Genomic DNA, 24,335 nt, shown 5'->3' with positions numbered 1-24,335 from the left:
AAGCAATGGCTGTTATGAAAGTTTACGATCAGAACAATCAGGAAGCCGGGGAAGTCACCCTCGCTCCCGAAGTGTTCGAAGTCGAAGTGAGGCCGGAGATTCTGAACCTTGTGGTTCGTGCCTATCGCGCCGCCCAGCGTGCCGGTACTCACGCCGCCAAGACCCGCGCCTTTGTGTCCGGCGGCGGCAAGAAGCCCTTCAAGCAGAAGGGCACTGGCAATGCACGCCAGGGATCCAACCGTTCGCCCATCATGCGTGGTGGCGCGATCGTCTTCGGACCCCAGCCGCGTGACTACAGCTTCAAGGTCAACAAGAAGGTGCGCGCTCTGGCTCTGCGCATGGCTCTTTCCTCCCGCGTGGCCGACGGCCTCATGGTGGTGAAGGGCATTGAACTTGCCGAAGCCAAGACGAAGCTCTTCGCCGGCGTCGCCAAGAACCTCGGCCTTACCAAGGCTCTGGTTGTGGCCGCTCCCGAAGAAAACGGCGTGAATCCCACGCTGGCTCTCGCTTCCCGCAACCTCCCTGGTATCACCCTCGTCACCCCCGATGCCGTGACTGTGTACGATGTGCTCAATTGCAAGCAGCTCGTGGTGCTGGAAGGTGCTCTGCCCCACCTGGAAGAGAGACTGAAGTAGTCGCTCGCCTTGAAAGGAATGGACATGGATTACACTAAAATTCTTCTTCGGCCCGTGGTGACCGAAAAGGCCACCGCTCTTCGTGAAGAAGGCGTGTACGCCTTCTTCGTCGATACCAAGGCCAACAAGATCGAGATCGGTAAGGCAGTGGAAGAAGCCTTCAAGGTCAAGGTCACGAATGTCAATGTCATTACGGTCAAGCCGCGCCGTCGCGTGCGTCAGGGCCGCGTGAAGGGTCGCATCCCGGGCTATCGCAAGGCCTATGTCACCCTCGCCGCTGACAACAAAATCGATTTCTTCGAGGGAGTCTAGTCAATGGCTGTTCTGAAGATGAAACCGACCTCGGCTGGACGTCGTTTCCAGACTGTGTCCGACTTCGCTGAGATCACCAGATCTACGCCGGAAAAGTCTCTCACCGAAGGTCTTACCAAGAAGAGCGGCCGCAACAACAACGGCCGCGTTACCAGCCGTCGCCGTGGCGGCGGTCATAAGCGCCTGTATCGCATCATCGACTTCAAGCGCGACAAGATGGGCATTTCCGCCCGCGTCGCCGAAATCGAATACGATCCCAACCGTACCGCCCGCATTGCTCTCTTGAACTATGCCGACGGTGAAAAGCGCTACATTCTCGCCCCCGTGGGCATTCAGCAGGGCGACGTGATTGAAGCCGGCGACAAGGCCGACATCAAGCCCGGCAACGCTCTGGCTCTGAACCGCATTCCCGTGGGCACCAACGTGCACAACATCGAAATGCACCCCGGCCGCGGCGGCCAGATGTGCCGTGCCGCCGGCACCTATGCCCAGCTCGTGGGCAAGGACGGCAAGTACGTCATCCTGCGCCTGCCCTCCGGCGAAGTCCGCAAGGTGCTCGCCACCTGCATCGCCACTGTGGGGCAGGTCGGCAATGTGCAGCATGAAAACATCAGCCTTGGCAAGGCCGGCCGCAACCGCTGGTTGAGCCGTCGTCCCAAGGTCCGCGGCGTCGCGATGAACCCTGTCGACCATCCTCTGGGTGGTGGTGAAGGTCGCAGCTCCGGTGGTCGTCATCCTGTGACTCCCTGGGGCATTCCTACCAAGGGCTACAAGACCCGCGCAAAGAAGAAGCCTTCCGGCCGTCTCATCATCAAGAGCCGCGGTCAGAAGTAAGAGGAGCCGGACATGCCCAGATCTCTTAAAAAAGGTCCCTTTGTGGACGGCAGCCTCATGAAGAAGGTAGACGCGGCCGTTGCCAGCAACGACCACAAGGTCATCAAGACCTGGTCCCGCCGTTCCATGATTCTGCCTGAAATGGTTGGTTTGACGTTCGCCGTGCACAACGGCAAGAAGTTCATCCCGGTCTTCGTGACGGAAAACATGGTCGGTCACAAGATGGGCGAATTTGCGCCCACTCGTACGTTCCACGGCCACGCTGCGGACAAGAAGACGAAAGCGGTCAAAAAATAGCGAGTAACGTTCATGGAATCGAAAGCAATCTGCAAGTTTCAGCGCGTTTCTCCCCGCAAGACCCGTCTGGTTGCCCAGAACATCAAGGGTCTTCCTGTGGAAGATGCCCTGAACCAGCTCAAGTTCACGCCCAACAAGCCTGCCGGTGTTCTTTACGGAGTGGTGCGTTCGGCGCTGGCCAACGCCTCCCAGTTCCCTGGCATTGATGTGGACTCCATGTACGTCAAGGACGTGGTGGTCAACGAAGGCCCCACCTGGAAGCGCTTCATGCCTCGTTCTCAGGGTCGTGCTATGCACATTCGCAAGCGTACCAGCCACATTACCGTAATTCTCGCGGAAGGACAGGAATAGGCTATGGGTCAGAAAGTACATCCTTACGGCTTCCGTTTGGGATATAATAAGAATTGGCAGTCTCGCTGGTTCAGCAAGAAGGAATACGCTTCCTTCGTGTTTGAAGATCACAACATCCGCAAGTACGTGAAGAAGCTTCTGTACAGCGCCGGTGTTGCCAGAATCGAGATCGAACGTTTCGGCGGTCGCATCCGCCTCATCCTTTCCACCGCCCGTCCCGGCATCGTCATCGGCCGCAAGGGCGCGGAAATTGAAAAGCTTCGCGCTGACCTCAAGAAGAAGTTCGGCCGTGACTTCACCCTCGAAGTGAACGAAATCCGCCGTCCTGAAATCGAAGCTCAGCTCGTTGCCGAAAACATCGCCATGCAGCTGGAACGCCGCGTCGCCTTCCGTCGCGCCATGAAGCGCACCGTGCAGATGGCCCGCAAGTTCGGCGCCGAAGGCATCAAGATTTCCTGCGCCGGCCGTCTCGCCGGAGCTGAAATCGCCCGTTCCGAATGGTATCGTGACGGCCGCGTGCCGCTTCAGACCCTGCGTGCCGACATCGACTTCGGTTTTGCCGAAGCCCACACCACCTATGGCCTCATCGGCATCAAGGCGTGGGTTTACAAGGGTGAAATCCTTGATAAAGAGGTTGAACAGTAATGCTTGCTCCCAAGAGAATCAAATTCCGCAAGTGGCAGAAAGGCCGCCTGCGTGGCCCGGCCAACCGTGGCGCTACCATCGCGTTTGGTGAAATTGGCCTGAAGGCTGTCGAACATGGCAAGCTTTCCAGTCAGCAGATTGAAGCCGCCCGTATCGCCATGATGCGCCACATCCGCCGCGGCGGCAAAGTCTGGATCAGGGTGTTCCCCGATCATCCCGTGACCGCCAAGCCTCTGGCCACTCGTCAGGGTAGCGGTAAGGGTGCCCCTGTGGGCTGGTGCGCACCGGTCAAGCCCGGCCGCGTGCTGTATGAAATCAAGGGTGTTGACCTTGAACTTGCCAAGCGCGCTCTGACGCTGGCCAGCCACAAGCTGCCCGTGAAGACCGTGATCGTGGTGAGAGAGGGGGCCTTCGAATGAAAATGAAGGAATTGCGCGAAATGAGCGTCGAGCAGCTCCAGGCGAAGCTGACTGAACTGCGTCAGGAACTTTTCAACCTGCGCTTCCAGCATGCCACTGCTCAGTTGGAAAAGACGGCGTCCATTCCGGCCACCAAGAAAGATATTGCCCGTGTGCTGACGGCTCTGGCCGCGGCCGCGAAGAACTAGGAGCGGATATGAACAGCGCAATCGAACAGCGCAACGGCAGAACGCTCGTCGGTACTGTCATCAGCGACAAGTGCGACAAGACCATTGTCGTTCTCGTTGAAACCCTGGTGCAGCATCCGCTTCTCAAGAAGTACATTCGTCGGCGCAAGAAGTTCACCGCCCACGATCCTATGAATGAGTGCGGCATCGGCGACAAGGTCAAGATTGTGGAATACCGGCCCATGAGCCGGAACAAGCGCTGGCACCTGGTGTCCGTGCTTGAAAAGGCCGTCTAGTCCCATTCGGGCTGACTAAAAGGAAACACTATGATCCAGGTAGAATCCAGACTCCAGGTGGCCGACAACTCCGGCGCCAAGGAAGTGGCCTGCATCAAGGTGCTGGGCGGCTCTCACCGTCGCTATGCCACGGTGGGCGATATCATCATGGTGTCCGTGAAGGACGCCATCCCCCACGCCAAGGTGAAGAAGGGCGATGTCATGGAAGCCGTGGTCGTGCGTACCGCCAAGGAAGTGCGCCGCGCCGACGGTTCCTACATCAAGTTCGATACGAACGCCGCCGTGCTTCTGACCAAGCAGGGTGAACCTGTGGGTACCCGTATCTTCGGACCCGTTGCCCGCGAACTTCGCGCCCGCAACTTCATGAAGATCGTGTCCCTTGCCCCTGAAGTGCTGTAGGAGCCAAGGCTATGAAACAGTTTCGTATTCATAAAGACGACAAGGTGATGGTGATCGCCGGCAAGGACGAAGGCAAGATCGGCAAGGTTCTGAAGGTCCTGCGCAAGTCCGACCGCATCCTGGTGGAAAAGGTGAACGTTGTGAAGCGCAACGTGCGCCCCAACCCCTACAAGCGCGAAGCCGGCGGCATCGTTGAAAAGGAAATGCCTATCCACGTCTCCAACCTGATGGTGGTTTGCCCGCACTGCGCAAAGCCCACCCGCGTTGGTTATCGGGTGACCGAAGACGGGAAGAAAGTCCGTTTCTGCAAGAAGTGCAACGAAACCCTCTAGAAGGTGAACGACGATGACCCGTCTGGAAACGATATACCGTGAGAAGGTGGTCCCGGCATTGCAGAAGGAGTTCGCTTACAAGTCTCCTATGCAGATCCCTGGGATCGAGAAGATCTCCCTGAATATCGGTCTTGGTTCTGCCAACCAGAACCAGAAGCTGATCGACGACTGCGTGGCCGATCTGACCGCCATTGCCGGTCAGAAGGCCGTAGTCACCCGCGCCAAGAAGTCCATTGCCGCGTTCAAGCTGCGTGAAGGCATGCCCATCGGCGTGCGCGTCACCCTGCGCAAGGACGCCATGTGGGACTTCCTTGACAAACTCATGAACTTCGCCATGCCCCGCGTCCGCGACTTCCGCGGCATCCCGGATCGTGGCTTCGATGGTCGTGGCAACTTCACCCTCGGTATCAAGGAACACACCATTTTCCCTGAAATGGAATCCGACCGTGTGGAAAACCCCGTGGGTATGAACATCACCATCGTGACCTCCGCAACCACGGACAAGGAAAGCAAGCTGATGCTCGAACAGCTCGGCATGCCTTTCCGCAAGTAAGGAGTGAGCAATGGCTCGTACTGCTCTTAAAGTAAAAGCCGCCCGCAAGCCCAAGTTTGCTGTTCGCGCTTACAATCGCTGCCCTGTGTGCGGTCGTCCCCATGCTTTCATGCGTCAGTTCGGCCTGTGCCGTATCTGCTTCCGCAAAAAGGCGCTGAACGGCGAACTGCCCGGCGTCCGCAAATCCAGCTGGTAATTCCGGCTAACTTTCAGGAGATATACCATGTTGACCGATCCCATTGCCGATATGCTTACGCGTATCCGCAACGCACACCTGGCCCTTCACAAGGAAGTAAGTGTGCCGCGCTCGAAGATGAAGGAAGCCATGGCGTCCATCCTCAAGCAGGAAGGCTATGTGGAAGATGTTACCGTCGATGACCGTAACATCACCATTGCGCTGAAGTATGTGAAGGGGCGTCCGGCCATAACGGGCCTCAAGCGTATCAGCAAGCCTGGTCGCCGTGTCTATGTGGGCGCTCATCAGATTCCCCGCGTTCAGAATGGTCTTGGCATCTGCATTCTGTCCACCTCTCGTGGCGTTCTGGACGGCATGACCGCCCATGCGGACAAGACTGGCGGCGAACTTCTTTGCGAAGTCTGGTGATCGCGGCTTAACCGCCGTTGACCTTCAGCCAAGGTAGAAAACATATGTCGAGAATAGGTAAACAGCCCATCGAACTTCCCAAGGGCGTGGAAGTTAAGTTGGGTGAAGATATGGTCGAAGTGAAAGGCCCCAAGGGGACCCTGCAGACTCCGATTTGCAGCCTGCTGAACTACGAAATCGCCGATGGTCACCTTACCATCACCCGCAAGGACGACACCCGCGAGAGCAACGCTCAGCACGGCCTGCGCCGTACCCTCATCGCCAACTGCGTGGAGGGCGTGAGCAAGGGTTTCTCCAAGACTCTCGAAGTCGTCGGCGTGGGCTTCAAGGTGGCCGTGAAGGGCAACATCATTGACCTTTCCGTCGGTTACTCCCACCCCGTGCTGCTTGAGCTTCCCAAGGGTCTGGAAGCCAAGGCGGAGGGCACCAAGCTTACCATTTCCGGTATTGACAAGGAACTGGTGGGCGAATTCGCCGCCCGCGTCCGCCGTGTGCGCGAGCCCGAACCCTACAAGGGCAAGGGCATCAAGTATGAAAACGAAATCATCCGTCGCAAGGCCGGCAAGTCCGGCGGCAAGGGCAAATAGGGGTAACGGACATGATTCTTTCTAAGAATGAAAGCCGGAAGCGCCGCAAGGTGCATATCCGGAAGAAGATTTCCGGCACGGTCGAAAGACCTCGTCTGGTTGTGTACCGTTCCAACCTGCATATCTACGCCCAGGTTGTGGATGATGCCTCCGGCAACACGCTGGTAGCCACCTCCACCCTCGCCCTGTCCAAGGGCGGCGAGAAGGCTTCCTGCAACAAGGCCGGCGCAGAACGCGTGGGCAAGGAAATTGCCCGCCTGGCCCTGGAGAAGGACATCCACAAGGTTGTCTTCGATCGTAACGGCTATCTGTATCACGGTCGCGTGAAGGCTGTGGCCGAAGGCGCCCGTGAAGGCGGCCTCGAATTCTAGTGGTCCGCAAGGACAACAAGAGCAGGATAAATATGGAACAGCAGCAGCAAACGCAGCAGGATTCCGGCTACATTGAAAAGATCGTTAGTCTGAACCGTGTTGCCAAGGTCGTGAAGGGTGGCCGTCGTTTCAGCTTCAGCGCCCTCATCGTCGTTGGCGACGGCAAGGGCAATGTGGGCTACGGCCTCGGCAAGGCTCAGGAAGTTCCTGAAGCCCTCCGCAAGGCTACCGAACGCGCCCGCAAGTCCATGGTTCGGGTTCCCCTGGTGGAAGGCACTCTGCCTTATGAAGTGCTCGGCCGCTTCGGTGCTGGCCGCGTGCTTCTGAAGCCCGCCTCCCGCGGTACCGGCATCATCGCCGGCGGCGCCGTGCGCGCCGTCATGGAAGCCGCCGGTGTCACCGACGTGCTCGCCAAGGCTATCGGTACCAACAACCCGCACAACGTTCTTCGCGCCGCCGTCGCCGGACTCAGCTCCCTGCGCAGCGCCGAGGAAGTTTCCGAAGTGCGCGGCAAGAAACTGGAAGCCCCCCGCAAGTAGGGTCATAAGGTAGAGTACCATGTCTGAAATCAAGGTGAAGCTCATCAAAAGCCGCATCGGCACGACCCCTGCCCAGAAGAAGGTTCTGGACGCCATGGGCCTGCGCCGTCGTGAGATGGTAAAAACCCTTAAGGATAACGCCGCCACCCGCGGCATGATCGCCAGCGTGTCCCACCTGGTTGAGGTCATTGCATAATGAGACTTAACGATCTGTATCCTTTCCCTGAAGAACGCAAGAGCCGCAAGCGCGTCGGCCGCGGTGCCGGTTCCGGCCTCGGCGGCACTTCCGGCAAGGGCCACAAGGGCCAGAACGCCCGTTCCGGCGGCGGTGTCCGTCCCGGCTTTGAAGGCGGTCAGATGCCCCTGCAGCGCCGTCTGCCCAAGCGTGGCTTCAAGAACTATCTGTTCAAGGTGACCTACGAAGTCATTAACCTCGATCGTCTGCTGGCGGCCTTCCCCGATCAGAAGGAAATCACGCTGGAAGACATCTACAGCCGCGGTCTCGTCAAGAGCGCCCTCGTGAAGATCCTGGGCGAAGGCGAAGTGACCCGCCCCGTCAGCATTGAAGCCTTCCGCTTCAGCCAGTCTGCCAAGGACAAGATTCTTGCCGCCGGCGGCGAAGTGAAGGAACTTCTCGCCGACGCTGAAGAACCCGCTACCTCCGAGGAATAAGACGTGGCGAACGGCGTGGACAAAATGGCGCAAATGCCTGAGCTGCGTAAAAAGCTGGCATGGACCCTTTTCATCCTGTGCATGTACAGGGTGGGGGTCCATGTTCCGGTGCCTGGCATTGATGCCGGCGCGCTGTCTCACTTTTTCGCCAGTATGCAGGGTTCGGTCTTTGCTCTGCTCGACATGTTCTCCGGCGGCGGCCTCAGAAACGTTTCTGTGTTCGCCCTCGGCATCATGCCTTACATTTCGGCGTCCATCATTCTGCAGCTTCTGCAGGTGGTGAGCCCCGACATCAAGCGCATGGCCAAGGAAGAAGGGCAGGCCGGCAGACGCAAGATCACGCAGTACACGCGATATCTCACTGTCGCGATCACCCTTATACAGGGCTTCGGCATTGCCGCCCTTCTGGAAGGCATGGTCAGCCCTGAAAATGCTCCCGTCGTCATGAATCCCGGCTGGGAATTCCGTCTGGTGACCATCGTCACCCTGACGGCAGGTACCATCCTCATCATGTGGCTTGGCGAGCAGATTACCGCCAAAGGCATTGGAAACGGCATATCGCTCATCATCTTCTCCGGTATCGTGGTCGGCATTCCGAGCGCGCTCATGCGCTCCTATCAGCTGATCAAGGCCGGCGACATGAATGTGCTGTTCGCCATTTTCATTGTCATCATGATGCTGGCCGTCACCGTGGGCATTGTGTTCGTTGAGCGCGCTCAGCGCAGAATACCCATTCAGTACGCCAAGCGTCAGATCGGCCGCAAGATGTACGGCGGACAGACCACGCATCTGCCCCTGCGCATCAACACCGCCGGCGTGATTCCCCCCATCTTCGCCCAGAGCCTTCTGCTCTTCCCGGCGACCGTGGCGGGCTTTTCCACCGCCGAATGGCTGCAGACCGTGGTGTCGTGGTTTCAGCCCACGTCCATCGTGTACAACGTCATCTTCATTGCGCTGATCTTCTTCTTCTGCTTCTTCTATACCGCGATCATCTTCGATCCGAAGGACATCGCGGAGAACCTGAAGAAGGCAGGCGGGTTCGTGCCCGGCATTCGTCCCGGCGACAAGACCCGCGAATACATCGACAACGTGCTTACTCGTCTTACCTTGTGGGGCGGCATCTACATTTCCATCATCTCCGTGCTGCCCATGCTGCTGATCGCTCAGTTCAACGTGCCGTTCTACTTCGGCGGAACCAGTCTTCTGATTCTCGTCGGCGTGGCCATCGACTTCATGAGCCAGGTGGAATCCCACCTCATCTCCCAGCAGTATGAAGGCCTCATGAGCAAAGCAAGAAAGGGATAGGCATGAAAAAGTTTCGGGGCATTTTTATCAAGAATGAGCATGAGATCGAACTCATGCGCGTGGCCAACGGCATGACGGCGACCATTCTTGACGAACTGGTGGCCAACGTGCGTCCCGGCGTTCCCACCATATTTTTCGACGAACTGGCCCGCAAGATGTGCCGCGACATGGGCGTTGTGCCCAACTTCCTCAACTACTGCGGCTATCCTTTTGCGCTGTGCTGTTCCGTCAACGAGACCATCATTCACGGTTTTCCTTCAAAGGACATCATTTTGAAGGAAGGGGACATCGTCAGTTTTGACATGGGCGTGAATTACAAAGGTTTCAACGGGGACTCCGCCCGCACCGCGTTCTGCGGCGAGGTGTCGGAGGAAGCCAGGCATCTTTCCGACGTGACGAAGCGCTGCCTCGAACTCGGAATTGCCGAGGCGCATCCCGGCAACAATCTCTATGCGATTTCGGCGGCGGTGCAGCGTCATGCCGAAATGGAAGGGCTCCATGTGATCCGTGATTTCGTCGGGCATGGCATAGGCGCCAGCCTTCACGAAAAGCCGGAAGTGCCGAACTTCGTGCCACGCGGCGGCATGGTGGACGGCGTTCCGGGCGGAACTCCGCTGAAACCTGGCATGGTTTTGGCCATCGAGCCCATGTTGGCAATCGGCACCCATGAGGTGGAAATCATGTCCGATGGCTGGACGACGAAGATGAAGGATCGGAGTCTGTCCGCCCATTGGGAACACACGGTGGTCATCCGGCAGGACGGAGCGGAAATACTCAGTCTGGCCGAGAACTACCGGCCGTGATTTTCGCGTCGTGAAACACTGTCCTTGACAGGGTGATGATAACAAGATAAGAGAAACGGTTCCAGGCGATTTTTCGCCGCAATCGTGTATCTAAAAGTAACTAACGGAGTGAGCGATGAAAGTCAGGCCGTCCGTCAAAAAAATCTGCCCTAAGTGCAAGGTTATCCGGCGCAAGGGTGTTTTGAGAGTGATCTGCGAAAACCCCCGGCATAAACAGCGCCAGGGCTAACCTTGCAGGAGTCTTAACGTGGCCAGAATTGCAGGCATTGAACTGCCCCGTGGTAAAAGAGCGGATATCGCACTTACCTATATTTATGGCATCGGCCGGGCTACTGCCCTGGAAATCCTTGCTGCTTCCGGCGTCGACTGGAACCGCAGCATCGACGATCTGAGCGCCGATGAAGTGAACGAAGTCCGTAAGGAAATCGAAACGAACCACAAGGTGGAAGGCGACCTCCGCCGTGAAGTGGCTTCGAATATCAAGCGTCTGATGGATATTGGCTGCTACCGTGGCCTGCGCCACCGCCGTGGTCTGCCCGTCCATGGTCAGCGTACTCACACGAACGCTCGTACCCGCAAGGGTCCGCGTCGTGGCAATGTGGGTAAAAAGAAGTAGGAAGCTGTATCTGATGCAGCCCATCTTCGGCTGATCGAGACACCATAGCTCCAAGGAAGTGCAAGATGGCAAGAGCCAAACGTGCAGTCAAAAAGAAGGAAAAGAAGAACATTCCGCTGGGCATAGCCCACATTGCGGCTTCTTTCAATAATACTATCGTTACCTTCACCGATACTCGCGGCAACACCGTGAGCTGGTCCTCCGCCGGCCAGAGCGGATTCAAGGGTTCCCGCAAGTCCACTCCTTTCGCGGCTCAGGTTGCGGCTGAAAACGCCGCCCGTCGCGCTCAGGACAATGGCATGCGTACTGTGGGTGTGTATGTGAAGGGTCCCGGCGCCGGCCGTGAATCCGCTCTGCGCGCTATCAACGCCGCCGGTTTCAAGGTTGCGTTCATTCGTGACGTGACTCCCATTCCCCACAACGGTTGCCGTCCTCCCAAGCGGCGCCGCGTCTAACGCCTTGAAGACAAGGAGAACTAGCCTTGGCAAAATATAATGACGCCAAATGCCGGCTTTGCCGTCGTGAAGGCACCAAGCTGTTTCTGAAGGGCGACCGTTGCTTCACTGACAAGTGCGCTCAGGACCGCCGCCCCTACGCCCCCGGCCAGCACGGCCGCGCCCGCAAGAAGCTCAGCGAATATGCTGTGCAGCTGCGTGAAAAGATGAAGGTCCGTCGTATTTACGGCGTGCTGGAAAAGCAGTTCCATGGTTACTTTGAAGACGCCGAAATGGCCAAGGGCGTGACGGGCGCCAACCTGCTCGTCATCCTCGAACGCCGTCTCGACAACGTCGTGTACCGCATGGGCTTCGCCAACTCCCGCAGCCAGGCCCGTCAGCTGGTCCGTCACGGCATCTTCACCCTCAACGGCCACAAGGTGACCATTCCGTCCCTGCAGGTCCGCGTGGGCGACGAAATCGCCGTTCCGGAAAAGAACCGCAACATCCCCGTGATCGCCGCCGCTCAGGACGTGCTCGCCCGCCGCGGCTGCCCCGCCTGGGTGGAAGTTGACGGCGCGTCCTTCAAGGGTGTTATCAAGGCCCTTCCCCAGCGCGACGATATTCAGACTCCCATCGAAGAATCCCTTATCGTCGAACTTTACTCGAAATAAGCAGGAACTCCCATGCTCAGCAAACAAGCCAACAGGCTCATCAACGCCCGCAACTGGGCGGTGCTCGTCAAGCCCGAACAGATCGTCCGCGAGAACGACCCTGCCGATACCATGTACGGCAAGTTCGTGTGCGAACCTCTGGAACGCGGTTACGGCACCACCATCGGCAATGCGTTGCGCAGAGTGCTTTTGGCATCCCTTCAGGGCGCAGCGTTTGTGTCCGTCAAAATTGCGGGCGTACAGCATGAGTTTACCACCATCCCCGGCGTGCTTGAAGATGTGACGGACATCATCCTGAACATCAAGCAGGTTCGTCTCGCGATGGATACAGACGTTCCTCAGACGGTCACTCTCAACGTGAACAAGAAGGGCGAGGTGACCGCCGGCGACATTCAGGGCAACCAGCACGTGACCGTGCTCAACCCTGAACTGCACATTGCCACGCTGACCGAAGACGTGGAATTCAATCTTGAATTCGAGGTCCGCATGGGCAAGGGCTACGTCCCCGCCGACATGCACGAAGGCCTCTCCGACGAAATCGGCATCATCAAGCTTGATTCCAGCTTCTCTCCCGTGCGCAAGGTCGCCTATACCATCGAAGCCGCCCGCGTGGGCCAGATGACCAACTACGACAAGTTGATCCTCGAAGTCTGGACGGACGGTTCCGTGACCCCTGAAGACGCCATTGCCTACAGCGCGAAGATCATCAAGGATCAGATTTCCGTGTTCATCAACTTCGACGAGCACATTTCTGACGAGAGCGGTCTCGGCGCCTGCGACAACGGGGAATTCAACGAAAATCTCTTCAAGAGCATCGACGATCTTGAGCTTTCCGTGCGCGCCACCAACTGCCTGCGCAGCGCCAACATCGCGCTGGTGGGCGAACTGGTGCAGCGTTCCGAAAACGAAATGCTCAAGACCAAGAACTTCGGCAAGAAGTCCTTGGACGAAATCAAGAACGTGCTTCTCGACATGGGTCTTGACTTCGGCATGAAGGTCGACTCCTTCGATAAGAAATACCAGGAATGGAAGAGGAAGCAGCACCATGAGGCATAGCAACTCTGGTAAGAAACTGAGCAGAAATCCTTCGCATCGCAAGGCTCTGCTTCGCAATATGTCCAAGGCCCTGCTTACGCACGGCCGGATTCGTACCACCGAGATCAAGGCCAAGGAGCTGCGCGGCGTGGTCGAATCTCTCATTACTCTGGCTCGTCGCAACGACGTGGCCGCCCGTCGCCTCGCTTACCGCGAACTGGGCAGCCATCAGCTCGTGCAGAAGCTGTTTGACGAAATCGCTCCCCGCTTCGCCGGCATCCCCGGCGGCTACACCCGCGTGGTGAAGCTGGCCATGCCCCGTCGCGGCGACTGCGCCCCGATGGCCATCATCGAACTGACCAAGCAGGCTGCCGACGCTCCTGCCGAAGCTCAGGCGTAAGCGTTTTCTGCATTGCGCATAGAGGGAACCACATGTGTGGTTCCCTTTTTTTGTTAATCGCCTCCTCGGACGCGGGGAACGGCTGGGATGCGTGCTTGTTGCTGGGCCCAGGCGGCTCCTGGAAACGTCATGCACCCTGTTGTCGCGTCGGGAAGGCCCGGGATTTTCCTTTGCAGCCTGCAAATGGAGCGCGGAGGCAGATGCCGCACGCTCGCGGCGGAATCTTCGCAAGGATCGGAGCCGTTGACGGGATGGCTGCGGAGTCGGTGTGCCTTCCGGCGCCCGCTGTCCGGCGTGAAAATTCGGAACGCCGGGGGGCGGCGGCTCCCGGCAGGGGCATGCCTGCCTGATGACCGGGGGCCTTGCCGCCGGCAAATGGAGCGCGGAGGCAGCACGTTGACTCGGTCTCGCAGATTTCTGGCGCATGCGCCGACGCCGATCTTTCATTCTCTTGTGTTCTTCCTCCACTCTCTCGGTGGCTACGGGCCCGCTGTGTTTGAGCTTTGTCACTCCCGCAGAACCGGCTCGGCGTCCTCAGTCTGCCGCGCCGTCCGCGTTGGTCACTGCTTTGGGAACTGGTGGATCAAGCTCATTATGCTTTCGCGCCTTCCGATTTTCGTTCGCCCTGACTGTCTTCGTGTGCAGCAGGTCGGATTCTGGAATCATCAGCCATGATTCCGGGGCATTCGCGGTTGCTGCGCCTGCGTCTTTGCCTGCGGCGTGTGTCCCATATTTGTGCGGCTCGGGTCGGATTCCAGAATCAGGGGCAGGGAGCTCCTCTGCCTCCGTGCGCCATGCTCCCGTCAGGGAACAGGGGCGGAGCCGCGGCGTGAGCCCCGTCTGCAAAGATCAACACGGACCGTCGGGCAGGGCGCCTGTCCTGCCGATTGCGGCGAAACCGTTTTCCGTGCTACTTTTCGAGTCACAGGTCTGCATGCCCTTGATGACTTCCCATTTGAGGCGCGCGCGTCTGCGCGTTTCCGACGGTGCGCCGGAAGCGCTTTCCCCGGCAATTCCGTGACAATCCGGCGACCTGGATGCTTGCGCAGCGGAACGTTTATGGCTACTTATAGGCGCGGGAGCCTTGCGCTCCCTGAAGCGTTTCCCCCGGGAAATGCCGTCAGAAAAAATGCCTTCAACCTCGGTGGATGGTTATGAATCTGAGAAAACATGTTTTTCTGGCTATGGCGCTTGCCGTTCTGCTCTTTCCCTGTTCCGTGTTTGCCGCACAGGCGCAGAAGCAGGCCGCCGCACCGCAGCCCGAAGCCGTTCAGGCCAATACGGCGGCGCTGAACGAATTTCAGCCCGACGACTCCTTCCGCAAGGATCGTCATCTCCTTGATCGTCTGCAGTACGACGCGTTTCGTTACATATGGGATCACACGTTCCCGGAATCCGGTCTGGCCTATGAGGACAGCCGCAACAAGGAAACCGGACAGGCCACCATCGGCGGTTCGGGCTTCGGCGTGGCGGCCATTGTCGTGGCTGCGGAACGCGGCTGGATCTCCCATCAGGACGCGCTGGATCGCGTGCTTAAGATAGCCACGTTCCTGCGCGACAAGACGGACAGAAAGAATCTGCACGGCGCCTTCCCGCACTGGCTGGACGGCCGCACGGGCAAGACGATTTCCTTCGGCGAGCAGGACAACGGTGCCGATCTGGTGGAAACGGCCTTCATGATGCAGGGACTGCTCATTGCCCGCGCCTATTTTACGGCGGACACGGAGCAGGAAAAGGCCCTGCGCGACTGCATTACCGAACTGTGGCACGACGTGGACTGGCACTGGTTCACGAAGTCGGAAAACAACGGCCTGTACTGGCACTGGAGCCCCACCGCCGATTTCGGCATGGGCATGAAGATTTCCGGGTTCAACGAAGCCATGGTGGCCTATGTGCTGGCGCTCGGTTCGCCGACGCATCCCATTTCCCGCGAGGCGGCCAAGTTCTGGTATTCCACGGAGGAATATCAGCCGAAAACCGGCAACGGCTACACCATTGAGGCGGCCAACGCCTACGGCGGCTGCATGTTCCTGTCGCATTATTCCTTCATCGGTCTGGATCCCCGCCGCATGGCCGACGAACACGTGCGTCGCGGCTACATGGTGCGCAACATCACGCACACGCTCATGAACCGCGCCTATGCGCTGGAATCCGCGCCGGCCGAGCATCAGTTCAGCGAAGGCTTCTGGGGCCTGACCGCCTGCGACGTGAAGGGCGGGTATCGCTACCAGTCCGCCTACAACGAGATAGGCACGGTGGCTCCTACGGCCGCGCTTTCCTCCATGCCGTACACGCCGGAATATTCCATGCGCGTGCTGTGGAACATTTACGACAACTACAAGGACAAGATGTGGGGCCCCTACGGTCCCTACGACGCCTTCAGCCTGAAGGACGCCTGGTTCGACAACAGCTATCTTGCCATCGACCAGCTTCCCATCGTGAGCATGGTGGAAAACTACCGCAGCGGTCTGCTCTGGTCGCTGTTCATGAACATTCCCGAAGTGCAGGAAGGACTTGCCCGCATGGGCGTGCAGCCGCTTCCCGCGGTCAACGGCTTCCCGCAGGTGGTGGTGCCGCTGAAGAAGACGGAATCCGGCTACGAACTGGACGCTCTTGATCTGCGCCGTCATCCCGACACCGGACTTTACACCGTGCCCTACAGCTGCGAGAAGGACGGCATGGTCTTCTTCACGCTGGAAGACGCCTCCGGCAAGGTCGTCAAACGCTTTACCCGTGAAGGGCGCAAGGGCCCCAACCTGCTGGAATTTCCCCAGTTCATGCCTGCCACGCAGGAAAAGTATCAGCTCATCATGCACATCGGCGATCTGACCGCAGGACTGCCCATCCGTATGAACTGATCTGACGTGCGGCTCAGGCACGCATGCGCAACGTTCCGCCGCCTCTGTCCGGAGATTCCGGGCCGGGGCGGCTTTTTTGTCCGTCAGTAAACAGGGCGGGACGCCTGACGTGCGTTCGGCAGGAGCAGGGCGATGCCTTCATGCGGCACGGCTGGCAACGTTCGGGCATGGCGGAAGGCGCTGCCTCCTGCATGGCCGGGGATCGCCGTGCCGACGCCGCAGGCGACAGGCTGTTGCCCGGCGGCGGAACAGGGCAGTCCGTTTGTTGCTCTGATTCTTTTCGGTTTTGTGACATGATCACCGTTATTTGATACGTATTTGTTCTTTCTCCAGGCAAAAACAGCAGGAATAAAATATATCTCGCTGAAATAACATTATATTTTTATTGGCATGCTTCTTGCAATACTTGCGACAAACAGTCATTGCAAAGGAGCATACACATGGAACGCAGCCAAGCTACCAAGATGATAAAGGAAGCCAAGCTCAGCAAACATCTTTCCTGGGAAGCCATTGCCGCTCATGTGGGCGGACATCCGGTATGGGTTACTTCCGCGCTGCTGGGTCAGAACAGCATGACGGCGGAGCAGGCGGCAAAGGCCGTGGAGATTCTGGGCCTTCCTGCGGAAGTGGCGGAAGCCCTGCAGGAGTGCCCCATGAAGGGAACGGACACCATCGTGCCCACCGATCCGCTCATCTATCGCTTCTATGAAATCATGCAGGTATACGGCGGAACCATCAAGGAAGTCATTCATGAGAAGTTCGGCGACGGCATCATGAGCGCCATCGACTTCACCATGGACATTCAGAAGGAAGAAAATCCCCACGGCGACCGCGTGGTGGTGACCCTGAACGGCAAGTTCCTTCCCTACAAGAAGTGGTAATCGTCGGCAGGAATCCTTTCATCATGTTTTATCTTCAAGGAAATCGCCATGTCTCAGCATCATACAGGGCCGGCCAGTCTGGCCGATCCGTTCAGCTCCACCACTCGACTGGCCCATGACCATGCGGCCGTGTCCCCTTCGTCCCCCGTCGACGGCGAATCCGCCATGCTGCGCGCCGTGGAATCCTCCGTGGTACGCAAGATATTCGGCGGCAACGACGTCAGTCGACGCTCATTCATGAAAATGCTCGGCGCGTCTTCGGCCATGGCCGTCATCAGCAGTATTTTTCCTCTGGACGCCGCCAAGGCCATGGCTCTTGACGCCATAGGCCCCATTGAAAAGAAGGATGTGAAGATAGGCTTCATGCCGCTCACCTGCGGCACGCCCATTGTGATGGCGCATCCCATGGGATTTTATAAGAAATACGGTCTTACGGAAGCGCAGCCCTACAAGGCTTCCGGCTGGGCCATGATACGCGACTGGGCGGTTTCCGGTCAGACGGACTACACCCAGATGCTCGCCCCCATGCCCATTGCCATGTCGCTCGGCCTGGGCTCGCCCAAGATGCCTTTCCTCACTCCCGCGCTGGAAAACGTCAACGGACAGGCCATTACCCTGCGCATGGATCACAAGGGCGTGAAGTCCGCCAAGGACATGAAGGGCTTCGTGTTTGCCGTTCCCTTCGACTATTCCATGCACAATCTGCTGCTCCGCTACTATCTGGCCGAAGGCGGCGTGAATCCCGACACGGAAGTGCAGATCCGCATTCTGCCCCCGCCGGAAATGGTGGCCAACCTCAAGGCGGGCAACATCGACGGATTCCTGTCGCCCGACCCGTTCAATCAGCGTGCCGTGTACGAGAAGGCCGGTTTCATCTTCATGCTGACCCGCGACATCTGGCCCGGGCATCCCTGCTGCGCCTTCACCTCTTCCAAGAAGTTCGCGGAAGAGGCTCCCAATACCTTCAAGGCCATTTTCCGCGCCATCATCGACGCCACCATGTTCAGTTCCGATCCGGCCAACCGCAAGGACATCGCCAAGGCCATCGCTCCCCGCAACTATCTCAACCAGCCCGTGGAAGTGGTGGAACAGGTGCTTACCGGCGAGTTCCCCGACGGTCTCGGCAACATGTGTCACGTGCCCGAGCGCATCAATTTCGATCCCTTCCCGTGGGATTCCATGGCCGTGTGGATTCTCAGCCAGCTCAAGCGCTGGGGCTACCTCAAGGGCGACGTGGATTATCGCGGCATAGCCGAACAGGTCTTCCTTGCCGCGGACTGCGCTTCGGTCATGAAGGAAATGGGATTCACGCCCCCGACCTCGGCGTACAAGAAGCACGTCGTCATGGGCAAGGAGTTTGATCCCGACAAACCGGAAGAGTACATCAAGAGCTTTGCCATCAGAAAGGCATAGTCTGTTTTCCCGACGGCCGACGAGAGGCCGTTGTCCAAAGCACGGGGACAGAGGCCGGAATGATCGTCATGCCGGCTTCTGTCCCGCATCTTTTTTCGGGTACGCTCATGAACAGTAAATCCCTTTTTCTCTGTCTGCTGCTTGCCGTCGTTTTCCTTGCGCTGTGGCAGCTTCTGGCTCAGGGCTCGGAAATGCCCACTCCCGGCGAGGTGGCGACGGTGTCTCTGGAGTTTCTCAGTGATCCTTTCTACGACGCGGGCCCCAACGACAAGGGAATAGCCATTCTTGTGGGCTACAGTCTCCTGCGTCTGATTTCGGGCTTTGTGCTGGCAAGCGTGGTGGCCGTCATTCTGGGCGTGATTCTCGGCCGCAGTCAGACCCTGTTTGCCGCCGCCAATCCGTACATTCAGATTCTGCGCTCCATTTCGCCCATCGCGTGGATGCCGCTGCTTCTGTATTCCGTCAGAGACAGCGAAATGACGGCCTTTTTCGTCATTTTCATGGCCAGCTTGTGGCCTACGCTGGCCAACACGGCCTTCGGCGTGGGCAATATACGCAAGGAATATCTCAACGTGGCGTCCATCCTGCAGATGCGGCCCTCGGAAAAGTTCTTCAAGGTCATTCTTCCCGCGGCCGGTCCCGCCATCGTTGCCGGATTGAAGATATCCATGGGCAGCGCGTGGGTCGCGCTCATTCCCGCCGAGGCTCTGCTCGGCTCCCTGGGACTGGGCTATTTCGTGTGGAACGAATGGAACAACCTGTCTCTGCCGAGCGTCATTTTCGCCATTCTCACCATCGGCGTCGTCGGCGTGATCGTGGACTGGCTGTTCACCAGGCTCGCCAGACGCCTGGCCTACACGGACTGATTTCTTACCGTCGAAGGAGGCATCATGACACCTCTTCTTGAAGTGGACCGGGTAAGCAAGACGTACAACGTTCCCGGCATGAAAGAACCCTACTGCGTGTTTCGCGACATTTCCCTGCAGATACGGGAAGGGGAATTCGTTTCCGTCATCGGGCATTCCGGCTGCGGCAAGTCCACCCTGCTCAACATCATTGCCGGCATCGACCACGCCGATGAAGGCGTCATTCTTCTGAAGGGCAGGGAGGTGAGCAGCCCCGGACTCGACCGCATGGTGGTGTTCCAGAACTTTGCGCTCATGCCGTGGATGACCGTGTATCAGAACGTGCGCCTTGCCGTGCAGGCCGCGTATCCGCACTGGAGCCGCAGCAAGATTCACGAACGCGTGTCGCATTATCTGGAGCTCGTCAATCTGAAGGGCGCGGAGGGCAAGTATCCTTCGGCGCTCTCCGGCGGCATGAAGCAGCGCTGCGGCCTTGCCCGGGCTTTTGCCGTGCAGCCTCCCATGATGCTGCTGGACGAGCCCTTTGCCCAGATCGACGCCTTGACGCGCGGAACCATTCAGGATGAGCTCATACGCATGTGGAACGATACGGGCGTGACCATATTCATGGTGACGCACGACGTGGACGAAGCCATACTGCTTTCGGACCGCATTCTGCTCATGAGCGCCGGGCCGTTCGCGGCAATCAGGGAGGTGGTTCCCATCGAGATTCCGCGGCCGCGAACCAGGGCGTCCATCATCGAGCATCCCGACTACTACAAGCTGCGCAACCGGATCATTCAGTTTCTCAGTGAGAAGGGGGCGTCGCAGGCCGCGTAGCTTTGAGGCGGGATTCCCGGAATCGGACATGGTGCGCCGACGGCGTGCGTTTTTGAGGCGCGCCGTCGGTGCGCTTTTTTTGGGGGGGGAGAGGGAGGAAAAAGGCCTCGCCGGAGAACCCGGCAGGGAAGAAGCTTGGAAGCGCGCGGAAGCGGAAAGCTCCCGGAAATGCTGAAAAAGCATAAGAAAAAAGGCTTATGAGATATTCTCATAAGCCTTTGCTCTCGAATGGTGCGCCCGGAGGGATTCGAACTCCCGACCTACAGGTTCGTAGCCTGTTGCTCTATCCAGCTGAGCTACGAGCGCTTGGTGAAAATGGACATTAGTCGCGCTTCGGAAAAACGTCAAGCATTTTTTTGCCTTTTCCGAAGAAAAAGGCTTGCCTTTTGCGGCAAGCCTTCCGACTGTCATGGTGTGGTGCGCCCGGAGAGATTCGAACTCCCGACCCACAGGTTCGTAGCCTGTTGCTCTATCCAGCTGAGCCACGAGCGCCCGACAACCGCCAACATAGGCAAAAGGCTGGTGGTCGTCAAGCGTTTTTTTCTCATGCGCGCATTTTTTTCGTCAGAGGAGCCGGAATCGCCTTCGGCGTCCGGCGGCGTCGTTTTTCCCAAAAGCCTTGCGCCGTAATCCTGCCTTGCGCCTTGACCATGGAAAGAACGTGTCATAATTTACTCTCATTATGAACTGGGACTGGGATAAACTACAGGAAAAGCGGCAACAACAGCAGAAAAACGGCTGGGGTTCCGCGGGCAGGGGCAACTGGGGAAAGGGCGACGATGATCGCGACGATTCCCGGAAAGACGACAACCGGAACAGGCAGGGCGGCGGTTCTCCCAAGGGCGGACGTCCTTCGTTTTCATGGCCCAAGGCTCCGCAGATCGACGGTCTGCCGAAAATGCGCTGGTGGATTCTTGGCGCGCTGGTGGTCTGGATGCTTTCCGGCATCTATATCGTTCAGCCCGACGAATCCGGCGTGGTGCTTCGCTTCGGCAAGTACGTGCGCACCGAAAATCCCGGACCGCACATTCATCTGCCGTACCCCATAGAAACCGTGTACAAGCCCAAGGTTTCGCAGGTGCGTCAGACGGCCGTGGGCTATCGCGCCCAGTCCGTGGGCGGCGTGTTCCAGCAGGGACGCGTGCAGGCGGTCAACGAGGAATCGGCCATGCTCACGGGCGATGAGAACATCATCAACGTGCAGTTCAACATTCAGTATCAGATCAAGCCCGACGGCGCGGTGGATTACCTGTTCAACGTGATTCAGCCCGATCAGGTGGTCAAGCGCGCGGCCGAGGCGTCCATGCGCGAGGTCATCGGCAAGACCACGCTCGATTCCGCGCTCACCGACGGACGAGTGCAGATTCAGAACGACGTGGCCGATCTTCTGCAGCGCATTCTTGACCGCTATCAGGTGGGCGTGCAGGTGGTGGCCGTGCAGATGCAGGACGTGCAGCCGCCCAGAGAAGTGAGCGATTCCTTCAAGGATGTGGCGAGCGCCCGCGAAGACAAGCAGCGCAGCATCAACGAGGCCGAAGCCTACCGCCGCGACATTCTGCCCAAGGCGCAGGGCCAGGCCCAGGAAATGATCAACAAGGCCGAAGCCTACAAGGAAACGCGCGTGCGCGAGGCCGAAGGCGAGGCGCAGCGCTTCCTTTCCGTGCTCGCCGAATACGAAAAGGCCGAGGACGTGACGAAAAAACGCATGCTCTACGAAACCTTTGAAGACATACTGAGCAAGCCCGGCATGGAAAAGCTGGTGCTTCCGTCCGACACCGGCAGCCATGTGCTTCCCCTGCTTCCGCTCGACGGCTGGAAAGGCGGCGATGCGGCAAAGGGAGGTGCGCAGAAATGAAAGCCGTGAAGCCCTTCTTTTTTCTGATTGTTTTTATGATCGTGCTCCTGGGGGTGCAGCAGAGCCTGTTCATCGTGAATCAGACGCAGCAGGCGCTGGTCATCCAGCTCGGTCATCCGCTGGACAAGGTGTATGGTCCCGGCCTGCACGTCAAGCTTCCCTTCGTGCAGAAGGTGGTGTACTTCGAGGCCCGCATTCTGGACTATGACGCCCGTCCGGCCGAAGCGCTCACGAGCGATCTGAAATCCATCGTGCTCGACAACTACGCCCGCTGGAAAATCGTCGATCCGCTGCGCTTCTACCGCACCATGCGCACGGAACACAACGCGCAGGCCCGTCTCGACGCGGTCATCTATTCGCAGATACGCGCGCACATCGGCCGCCACACGCTCACGCAGGTCGTGGCCGACGAACGCACGTCCATCATGGAGTCGGTGACGGAAAAGGCTTCGCAGCAGATGAAGGAATTCGGCATCGAGATCGTGGACGTGCGCATCAAGCGCACCGACCTGCCCGCCGAAAACCAGCGCGCCATTTTCGACCGCATGCGCGCGGAACGCGAACGTCAGGCCACGCAGTACCGTTCGGAAGGCGCGGAGGAATCCACCAAGATCCGCTCCGGCGCCGACAAGGAACGCGCCGTCATTCTGGCCGAGGCCAACAAGAAGGCGCAGGTGCTCCGCGGTCAGGGCGACGCCGAGGCGGCCCGCATCTACGCCGAAGCCTTCTCGCGTTCTCCGGAATTCTATTCCTTCCAGCGCGGTCTGGAAGCGCTCCGCAAGTCTCTTGGAGAAAACACCCGCATGGTTCTCACGCCCGACAGTCCTCTGCTTCAGCCCATCAAGTAGCCGGGGGAAGCATGGAACGACTGGATATGGATCAGTTCGACGCGGTGTACGCCCGCATGCTCTTTGTGTCCGGGAAAAGGACGCAGGCGGAACTTGCCGAACTGCTCAATCTGCAGCAGGGAAGCATTTCGGAAGCCAAAAAGAGGGGGATTATTCCGTTGTCGTGGTGCGTCAGGGTTTCTGACCTGTTCCATGTCCGGATGGACTGGCTTCGCTTCGGCGAGCCGCCGGTGTTCATGAGTTCCGCGCGTCAGGAGTATCCGGCGAGGGAGGAGGGTGCGTCGGGATTCCGACAGCCTCCCCCCCCGCCGCTGGAAAGGACGCGTCCGGGGGAACTGCCCGTGTACGGCACCGTGCGTTCCGCCGACGGCGTCTTTCCCGTGGTGGATCGTCAGATTTTTCCTCTGGAGTTCACCAGGCGGGGCGTGGAAATCTTCCGGGTGCTGGAGACCTGCATGGCTCCGGCGCTCAATGCAGGCGCGCTCGTGGCCGTTGCACGGGAAGTCGAAGCGGAAAACGGCGCGCTGGTGGCGGTGCTCGGCGGCAGCGGACTGCAGTTCCGCCGCCTGTGCATCACGCCCAAGGGCTATGAACTTCGCGCCGAATGCGGCGAGGAAGGCAAGAAAACAAGGCTGGTGTCGAAAGAAGACTGGCCGAACCTTTATTATGGAAGAGCCGTCTGGGCCTTCCAGCCCCTTTAATGGTTGAGGCGTTTCATGTTGATTTCTCTCGGGCCGCAGGCCTTCCTTTCTCCGGCTCCCGTCATGCTGGTGGGAACCTACGATGTTGAGGGGCGACCCAATATCATGACGGCGACATGGGGAGGCGTATGCTGTTCGCAGCCCCCGTGTCTTTCGGTTTCTCTTCGCCGCTCCACGTGGACCTGCCGCGCGCTGCAGCAGAAAAAGGCGTTTACGGTGAGCATTCCCGCGAGGGGAATGGCGGGACAGGCGGATTTCGCCGGACTGGTGTCCGGCAGTCAGGAAAACAAGTTTCAGACGCTCGGGCTCACGCCGGTGCCGGGCGATCATGTGGACGCCCCGTTTGTGGCGGAATGTCCCGTGGTGCTGGAGCTGCTTCTCCGCCATACGCTGGAACTCGGTTCCCATATCCAGTTCGTGGGCGAGATCATGGACGTGAAGGTGAACAGGGATTGTCTGACGCCCGAGGGCCTGCCCGATGCATCCCGCATCGACGCGCTTTCCTTTGCTCCGCTGACCAAGGAGTATTACGGCACGGGCGAATTTGTGGCCCGCGCGTTTGCCGTGGGAAAGACGGTGAAACGCTCTTCCTGACGGAAAACGCCGGGAAAAGGTCAAAAAATGGGGCGGAGAGTGATCTTTGCCTCATTTTTTTTATGCTGTATTCTCAATATGTTACGAAGGAAAATGCAAAAAGAATGAAAAAATCGCAAAAAAGTGTTTGACAAGTCGGGGCGAAATGGGCATAACTCGAAAACGCGCTGAGGCACAGCGGCTCAAACGAGCGCCCCGCCGAAAGCGCCGCCTGAAAAAA

General features: G+C 58.6%; 36 protein-coding genes and 2 tRNA genes. 36 read left to right on the top strand and 2 right to left on the bottom strand.

The features are described from left to right. Positions 1 to 5 precede the first annotated feature (5 nt). The 32 genes from rplD to Q0K02_RS08780 all read left to right on the top strand — a co-directional run bounded on the left by rplD (position 6) and on the right by Q0K02_RS08780 (position 20,117). Positions 6 to 635, top strand: a complete 630-nt coding sequence (gene rplD, locus Q0K02_RS08935) for a 50S ribosomal protein L4 (RefSeq protein WP_294487671.1) — start codon at positions 6 to 8, stop codon at positions 633 to 635. 24 nt (positions 636 to 659) lie between these two features. Further along, a complete protein-coding gene (gene rplW, locus Q0K02_RS08930) occupies positions 660 to 947 on the top strand; it encodes a 50S ribosomal protein L23 (protein WP_178579833.1) in 288 nt (95 codons plus the stop codon). 3 nt (positions 948 to 950) lie between these two features. After that, positions 951 to 1,781 carry a 50S ribosomal protein L2 gene (rplB, locus tag Q0K02_RS08925; RefSeq protein WP_294487663.1) on the top strand — a complete coding sequence of 277 codons (831 nt, stop codon included), beginning with the start codon at positions 951 to 953 and terminating at the stop codon, positions 1,779 to 1,781. Positions 1,782 to 1,793: 12 nt separating this feature from the next. Beyond that, positions 1,794 to 2,078 (top strand): 30S ribosomal protein S19, encoded by a 285-nt coding sequence (rpsS, locus tag Q0K02_RS08920; RefSeq protein WP_077071454.1) that lies wholly within the window; start codon positions 1,794 to 1,796, stop codon positions 2,076 to 2,078. 12 nt (positions 2,079 to 2,090) lie between these two features. After that, entirely contained in the window at positions 2,091 to 2,429 is a 339-nt protein-coding gene (gene rplV / locus Q0K02_RS08915) for a 50S ribosomal protein L22 (protein WP_077071453.1), read from the top strand. Between the two features lie 3 nt (positions 2,430 to 2,432). Then, the gene (rpsC, locus tag Q0K02_RS08910; RefSeq protein WP_294446848.1) at positions 2,433 to 3,074 is read left to right on the top strand and encodes a 30S ribosomal protein S3; all 642 of its coding nucleotides are present in this window, start codon (positions 2,433 to 2,435) and stop codon (positions 3,072 to 3,074) included. Then, positions 3,074 to 3,493 carry a 50S ribosomal protein L16 gene (gene rplP, locus Q0K02_RS08905; protein ID WP_294446851.1) on the top strand — a complete coding sequence of 140 codons (420 nt, stop codon included), beginning with the start codon at positions 3,074 to 3,076 and terminating at the stop codon, positions 3,491 to 3,493. The genes rpsC and rplP overlap by 1 nt, the downstream gene beginning before the upstream one ends. After that, the gene (gene rpmC, locus Q0K02_RS08900) at positions 3,490 to 3,681 is read left to right on the top strand and encodes a 50S ribosomal protein L29 (protein WP_077071450.1); all 192 of its coding nucleotides are present in this window, start codon (positions 3,490 to 3,492) and stop codon (positions 3,679 to 3,681) included. The genes rplP and rpmC overlap by 4 nt, the downstream gene beginning before the upstream one ends. 8 nt (positions 3,682 to 3,689) lie before the next feature. Then, positions 3,690 to 3,956, top strand: coding sequence for a 30S ribosomal protein S17 (gene rpsQ, locus Q0K02_RS08895; protein WP_294446855.1), 267 nt, complete (start codon positions 3,690 to 3,692; stop codon positions 3,954 to 3,956). 30 nt (positions 3,957 to 3,986) lie between these two features. After that, positions 3,987 to 4,355: a 50S ribosomal protein L14 gene (gene rplN / locus Q0K02_RS08890; RefSeq protein ID WP_077071448.1), complete on the top strand. Its 369-nt coding sequence runs from the start codon at positions 3,987 to 3,989 to the stop codon at positions 4,353 to 4,355. Between the two features lie 11 nt (positions 4,356 to 4,366). Beyond that, the gene (gene rplX, locus Q0K02_RS08885) at positions 4,367 to 4,687 is read left to right on the top strand and encodes a 50S ribosomal protein L24 (RefSeq protein WP_294487654.1); all 321 of its coding nucleotides are present in this window, start codon (positions 4,367 to 4,369) and stop codon (positions 4,685 to 4,687) included. A gap of 13 nt (positions 4,688 to 4,700) precedes the next feature. Next, complete coding sequence (gene rplE / locus Q0K02_RS08880; RefSeq protein WP_294446857.1) at positions 4,701 to 5,240, top strand: 50S ribosomal protein L5; 540 nt, start codon at positions 4,701 to 4,703, stop codon at positions 5,238 to 5,240. Between the two features lie 10 nt (positions 5,241 to 5,250). Further along, positions 5,251 to 5,436, top strand: a complete 186-nt coding sequence (locus Q0K02_RS08875; RefSeq protein ID WP_077071445.1) for a type Z 30S ribosomal protein S14 — start codon at positions 5,251 to 5,253, stop codon at positions 5,434 to 5,436. A gap of 27 nt (positions 5,437 to 5,463) precedes the next feature. Then, positions 5,464 to 5,844, top strand: a complete 381-nt coding sequence (rpsH, locus tag Q0K02_RS08870; protein ID WP_077071444.1) for a 30S ribosomal protein S8 — start codon at positions 5,464 to 5,466, stop codon at positions 5,842 to 5,844. A gap of 44 nt (positions 5,845 to 5,888) precedes the next feature. Beyond that, positions 5,889 to 6,431, top strand: coding sequence for a 50S ribosomal protein L6 (gene rplF / locus Q0K02_RS08865; protein ID WP_294487650.1), 543 nt, complete (start codon positions 5,889 to 5,891; stop codon positions 6,429 to 6,431). An 11-nt stretch (positions 6,432 to 6,442) separates the two neighbouring features. Next, complete coding sequence (gene rplR / locus Q0K02_RS08860) at positions 6,443 to 6,802, top strand: 50S ribosomal protein L18 (protein ID WP_294446865.1); 360 nt, start codon at positions 6,443 to 6,445, stop codon at positions 6,800 to 6,802. Between the two features lie 32 nt (positions 6,803 to 6,834). Then, positions 6,835 to 7,341: a 30S ribosomal protein S5 gene (gene rpsE / locus Q0K02_RS08855; RefSeq protein ID WP_294446866.1), complete on the top strand. Its 507-nt coding sequence runs from the start codon at positions 6,835 to 6,837 to the stop codon at positions 7,339 to 7,341. A gap of 19 nt (positions 7,342 to 7,360) precedes the next feature. Beyond that, positions 7,361 to 7,537 carry a 50S ribosomal protein L30 gene (gene rpmD / locus Q0K02_RS08850; protein ID WP_294446867.1) on the top strand — a complete coding sequence of 59 codons (177 nt, stop codon included), beginning with the start codon at positions 7,361 to 7,363 and terminating at the stop codon, positions 7,535 to 7,537. Continuing rightward, positions 7,537 to 8,013, top strand: a complete 477-nt coding sequence (gene rplO / locus Q0K02_RS08845; RefSeq protein ID WP_294487647.1) for a 50S ribosomal protein L15 — start codon at positions 7,537 to 7,539, stop codon at positions 8,011 to 8,013. The genes rpmD and rplO overlap by 1 nt, the downstream gene beginning before the upstream one ends. 24 nt (positions 8,014 to 8,037) lie before the next feature. After that, positions 8,038 to 9,318 carry a preprotein translocase subunit SecY gene (gene secY, locus Q0K02_RS08840; RefSeq protein WP_294487766.1) on the top strand — a complete coding sequence of 427 codons (1,281 nt, stop codon included), beginning with the start codon at positions 8,038 to 8,040 and terminating at the stop codon, positions 9,316 to 9,318. Between the two features lie 2 nt (positions 9,319 to 9,320). Beyond that, positions 9,321 to 10,121, top strand: coding sequence for a type I methionyl aminopeptidase (gene map, locus Q0K02_RS08835; RefSeq protein WP_294487644.1), 801 nt, complete (start codon positions 9,321 to 9,323; stop codon positions 10,119 to 10,121). Between the two features lie 115 nt (positions 10,122 to 10,236). Then, positions 10,237 to 10,350: a 50S ribosomal protein L36 gene (rpmJ, locus tag Q0K02_RS08830; protein ID WP_005027799.1), complete on the top strand. Its 114-nt coding sequence runs from the start codon at positions 10,237 to 10,239 to the stop codon at positions 10,348 to 10,350. Positions 10,351 to 10,368: 18 nt separating this feature from the next. Further along, positions 10,369 to 10,737, top strand: coding sequence for a 30S ribosomal protein S13 (gene rpsM, locus Q0K02_RS08825; protein WP_077071437.1), 369 nt, complete (start codon positions 10,369 to 10,371; stop codon positions 10,735 to 10,737). A gap of 65 nt (positions 10,738 to 10,802) precedes the next feature. Then, complete coding sequence (rpsK, locus tag Q0K02_RS08820; protein WP_294487576.1) at positions 10,803 to 11,192, top strand: 30S ribosomal protein S11; 390 nt, start codon at positions 10,803 to 10,805, stop codon at positions 11,190 to 11,192. 26 nt (positions 11,193 to 11,218) lie between these two features. After that, positions 11,219 to 11,845, top strand: a complete 627-nt coding sequence (gene rpsD / locus Q0K02_RS08815; protein ID WP_294487570.1) for a 30S ribosomal protein S4 — start codon at positions 11,219 to 11,221, stop codon at positions 11,843 to 11,845. Between the two features lie 12 nt (positions 11,846 to 11,857). Further along, positions 11,858 to 12,901: a DNA-directed RNA polymerase subunit alpha gene (locus Q0K02_RS08810; RefSeq protein ID WP_294487569.1), complete on the top strand. Its 1,044-nt coding sequence runs from the start codon at positions 11,858 to 11,860 to the stop codon at positions 12,899 to 12,901. Next, on the top strand, positions 12,891 to 13,280 hold the full coding sequence (gene rplQ / locus Q0K02_RS08805) for a 50S ribosomal protein L17 (protein WP_294487566.1): 390 nt from the start codon (positions 12,891 to 12,893) through the stop codon (positions 13,278 to 13,280). Before Q0K02_RS08810 ends, rplQ begins: the two co-directional genes overlap by 11 nt. Before the next feature lie 1,154 nt (positions 13,281 to 14,434). Next, complete coding sequence (locus Q0K02_RS08800) at positions 14,435 to 16,138, top strand: glucoamylase family protein (RefSeq protein WP_294487564.1); 1,704 nt, start codon at positions 14,435 to 14,437, stop codon at positions 16,136 to 16,138. Between the two features lie 440 nt (positions 16,139 to 16,578). Continuing rightward, positions 16,579 to 17,019, top strand: a complete 441-nt coding sequence (gene cynS, locus Q0K02_RS08795) for a cyanase (RefSeq protein ID WP_294487561.1) — start codon at positions 16,579 to 16,581, stop codon at positions 17,017 to 17,019. 48 nt (positions 17,020 to 17,067) lie between these two features. Next, positions 17,068 to 18,432 carry a CmpA/NrtA family ABC transporter substrate-binding protein gene (locus tag Q0K02_RS08790; RefSeq protein ID WP_294487558.1) on the top strand — a complete coding sequence of 455 codons (1,365 nt, stop codon included), beginning with the start codon at positions 17,068 to 17,070 and terminating at the stop codon, positions 18,430 to 18,432. Between the two features lie 107 nt (positions 18,433 to 18,539). Then, the gene (locus Q0K02_RS08785) at positions 18,540 to 19,298 is read left to right on the top strand and encodes an ABC transporter permease (protein WP_294487553.1); all 759 of its coding nucleotides are present in this window, start codon (positions 18,540 to 18,542) and stop codon (positions 19,296 to 19,298) included. 24 nt (positions 19,299 to 19,322) lie between these two features. Beyond that, positions 19,323 to 20,117, top strand: coding sequence for an ABC transporter ATP-binding protein (locus tag Q0K02_RS08780; protein ID WP_294487550.1), 795 nt, complete (start codon positions 19,323 to 19,325; stop codon positions 20,115 to 20,117). A gap of 229 nt (positions 20,118 to 20,346) precedes the next feature. Here the strand turns inward: Q0K02_RS08780 and Q0K02_RS08775 are convergent. Both Q0K02_RS08775 and Q0K02_RS08770 read right to left on the bottom strand, forming a co-directional pair. After that, positions 20,347 to 20,423: transfer RNA gene (locus Q0K02_RS08775), tRNA-Arg, on the bottom strand. A gap of 109 nt (positions 20,424 to 20,532) precedes the next feature. Further along, positions 20,533 to 20,609 (bottom strand) — tRNA-Arg (locus Q0K02_RS08770). Between the two features lie 190 nt (positions 20,610 to 20,799). Between Q0K02_RS08770 and hflK the strand changes: the two genes are divergently transcribed. From hflK to Q0K02_RS08750, 4 genes are read left to right on the top strand one after another with little or no spacing between them, the layout of a single operon-like run. After that, positions 20,800 to 21,972, top strand: coding sequence for an FtsH protease activity modulator HflK (hflK, locus tag Q0K02_RS08765; RefSeq protein ID WP_294487548.1), 1,173 nt, complete (start codon positions 20,800 to 20,802; stop codon positions 21,970 to 21,972). Continuing rightward, the gene (hflC, locus tag Q0K02_RS08760; protein ID WP_294487545.1) at positions 21,969 to 22,820 is read left to right on the top strand and encodes a protease modulator HflC; all 852 of its coding nucleotides are present in this window, start codon (positions 21,969 to 21,971) and stop codon (positions 22,818 to 22,820) included. The genes hflK and hflC overlap by 4 nt, the downstream gene beginning before the upstream one ends. Positions 22,821 to 22,831: 11 nt before the next feature. Then, positions 22,832 to 23,521 (top strand): LexA family transcriptional regulator, encoded by a 690-nt coding sequence (locus Q0K02_RS08755; protein ID WP_294487542.1) that lies wholly within the window; start codon positions 22,832 to 22,834, stop codon positions 23,519 to 23,521. 15 nt (positions 23,522 to 23,536) lie between these two features. Beyond that, positions 23,537 to 24,115, top strand: a complete 579-nt coding sequence (locus Q0K02_RS08750) for a flavin reductase family protein (protein WP_294487540.1) — start codon at positions 23,537 to 23,539, stop codon at positions 24,113 to 24,115. The last annotated feature ends 220 nt before the right edge of the window (positions 24,116 to 24,335 follow it).

Source organism: uncultured Mailhella sp. (genome assembly GCF_944324995.1).
Classification (GTDB): Bacteria; Desulfobacterota; Desulfovibrionia; order Desulfovibrionales; family Desulfovibrionaceae; genus Mailhella.
This window is presented reverse-complemented; position numbering and strand designations above follow the sequence as displayed.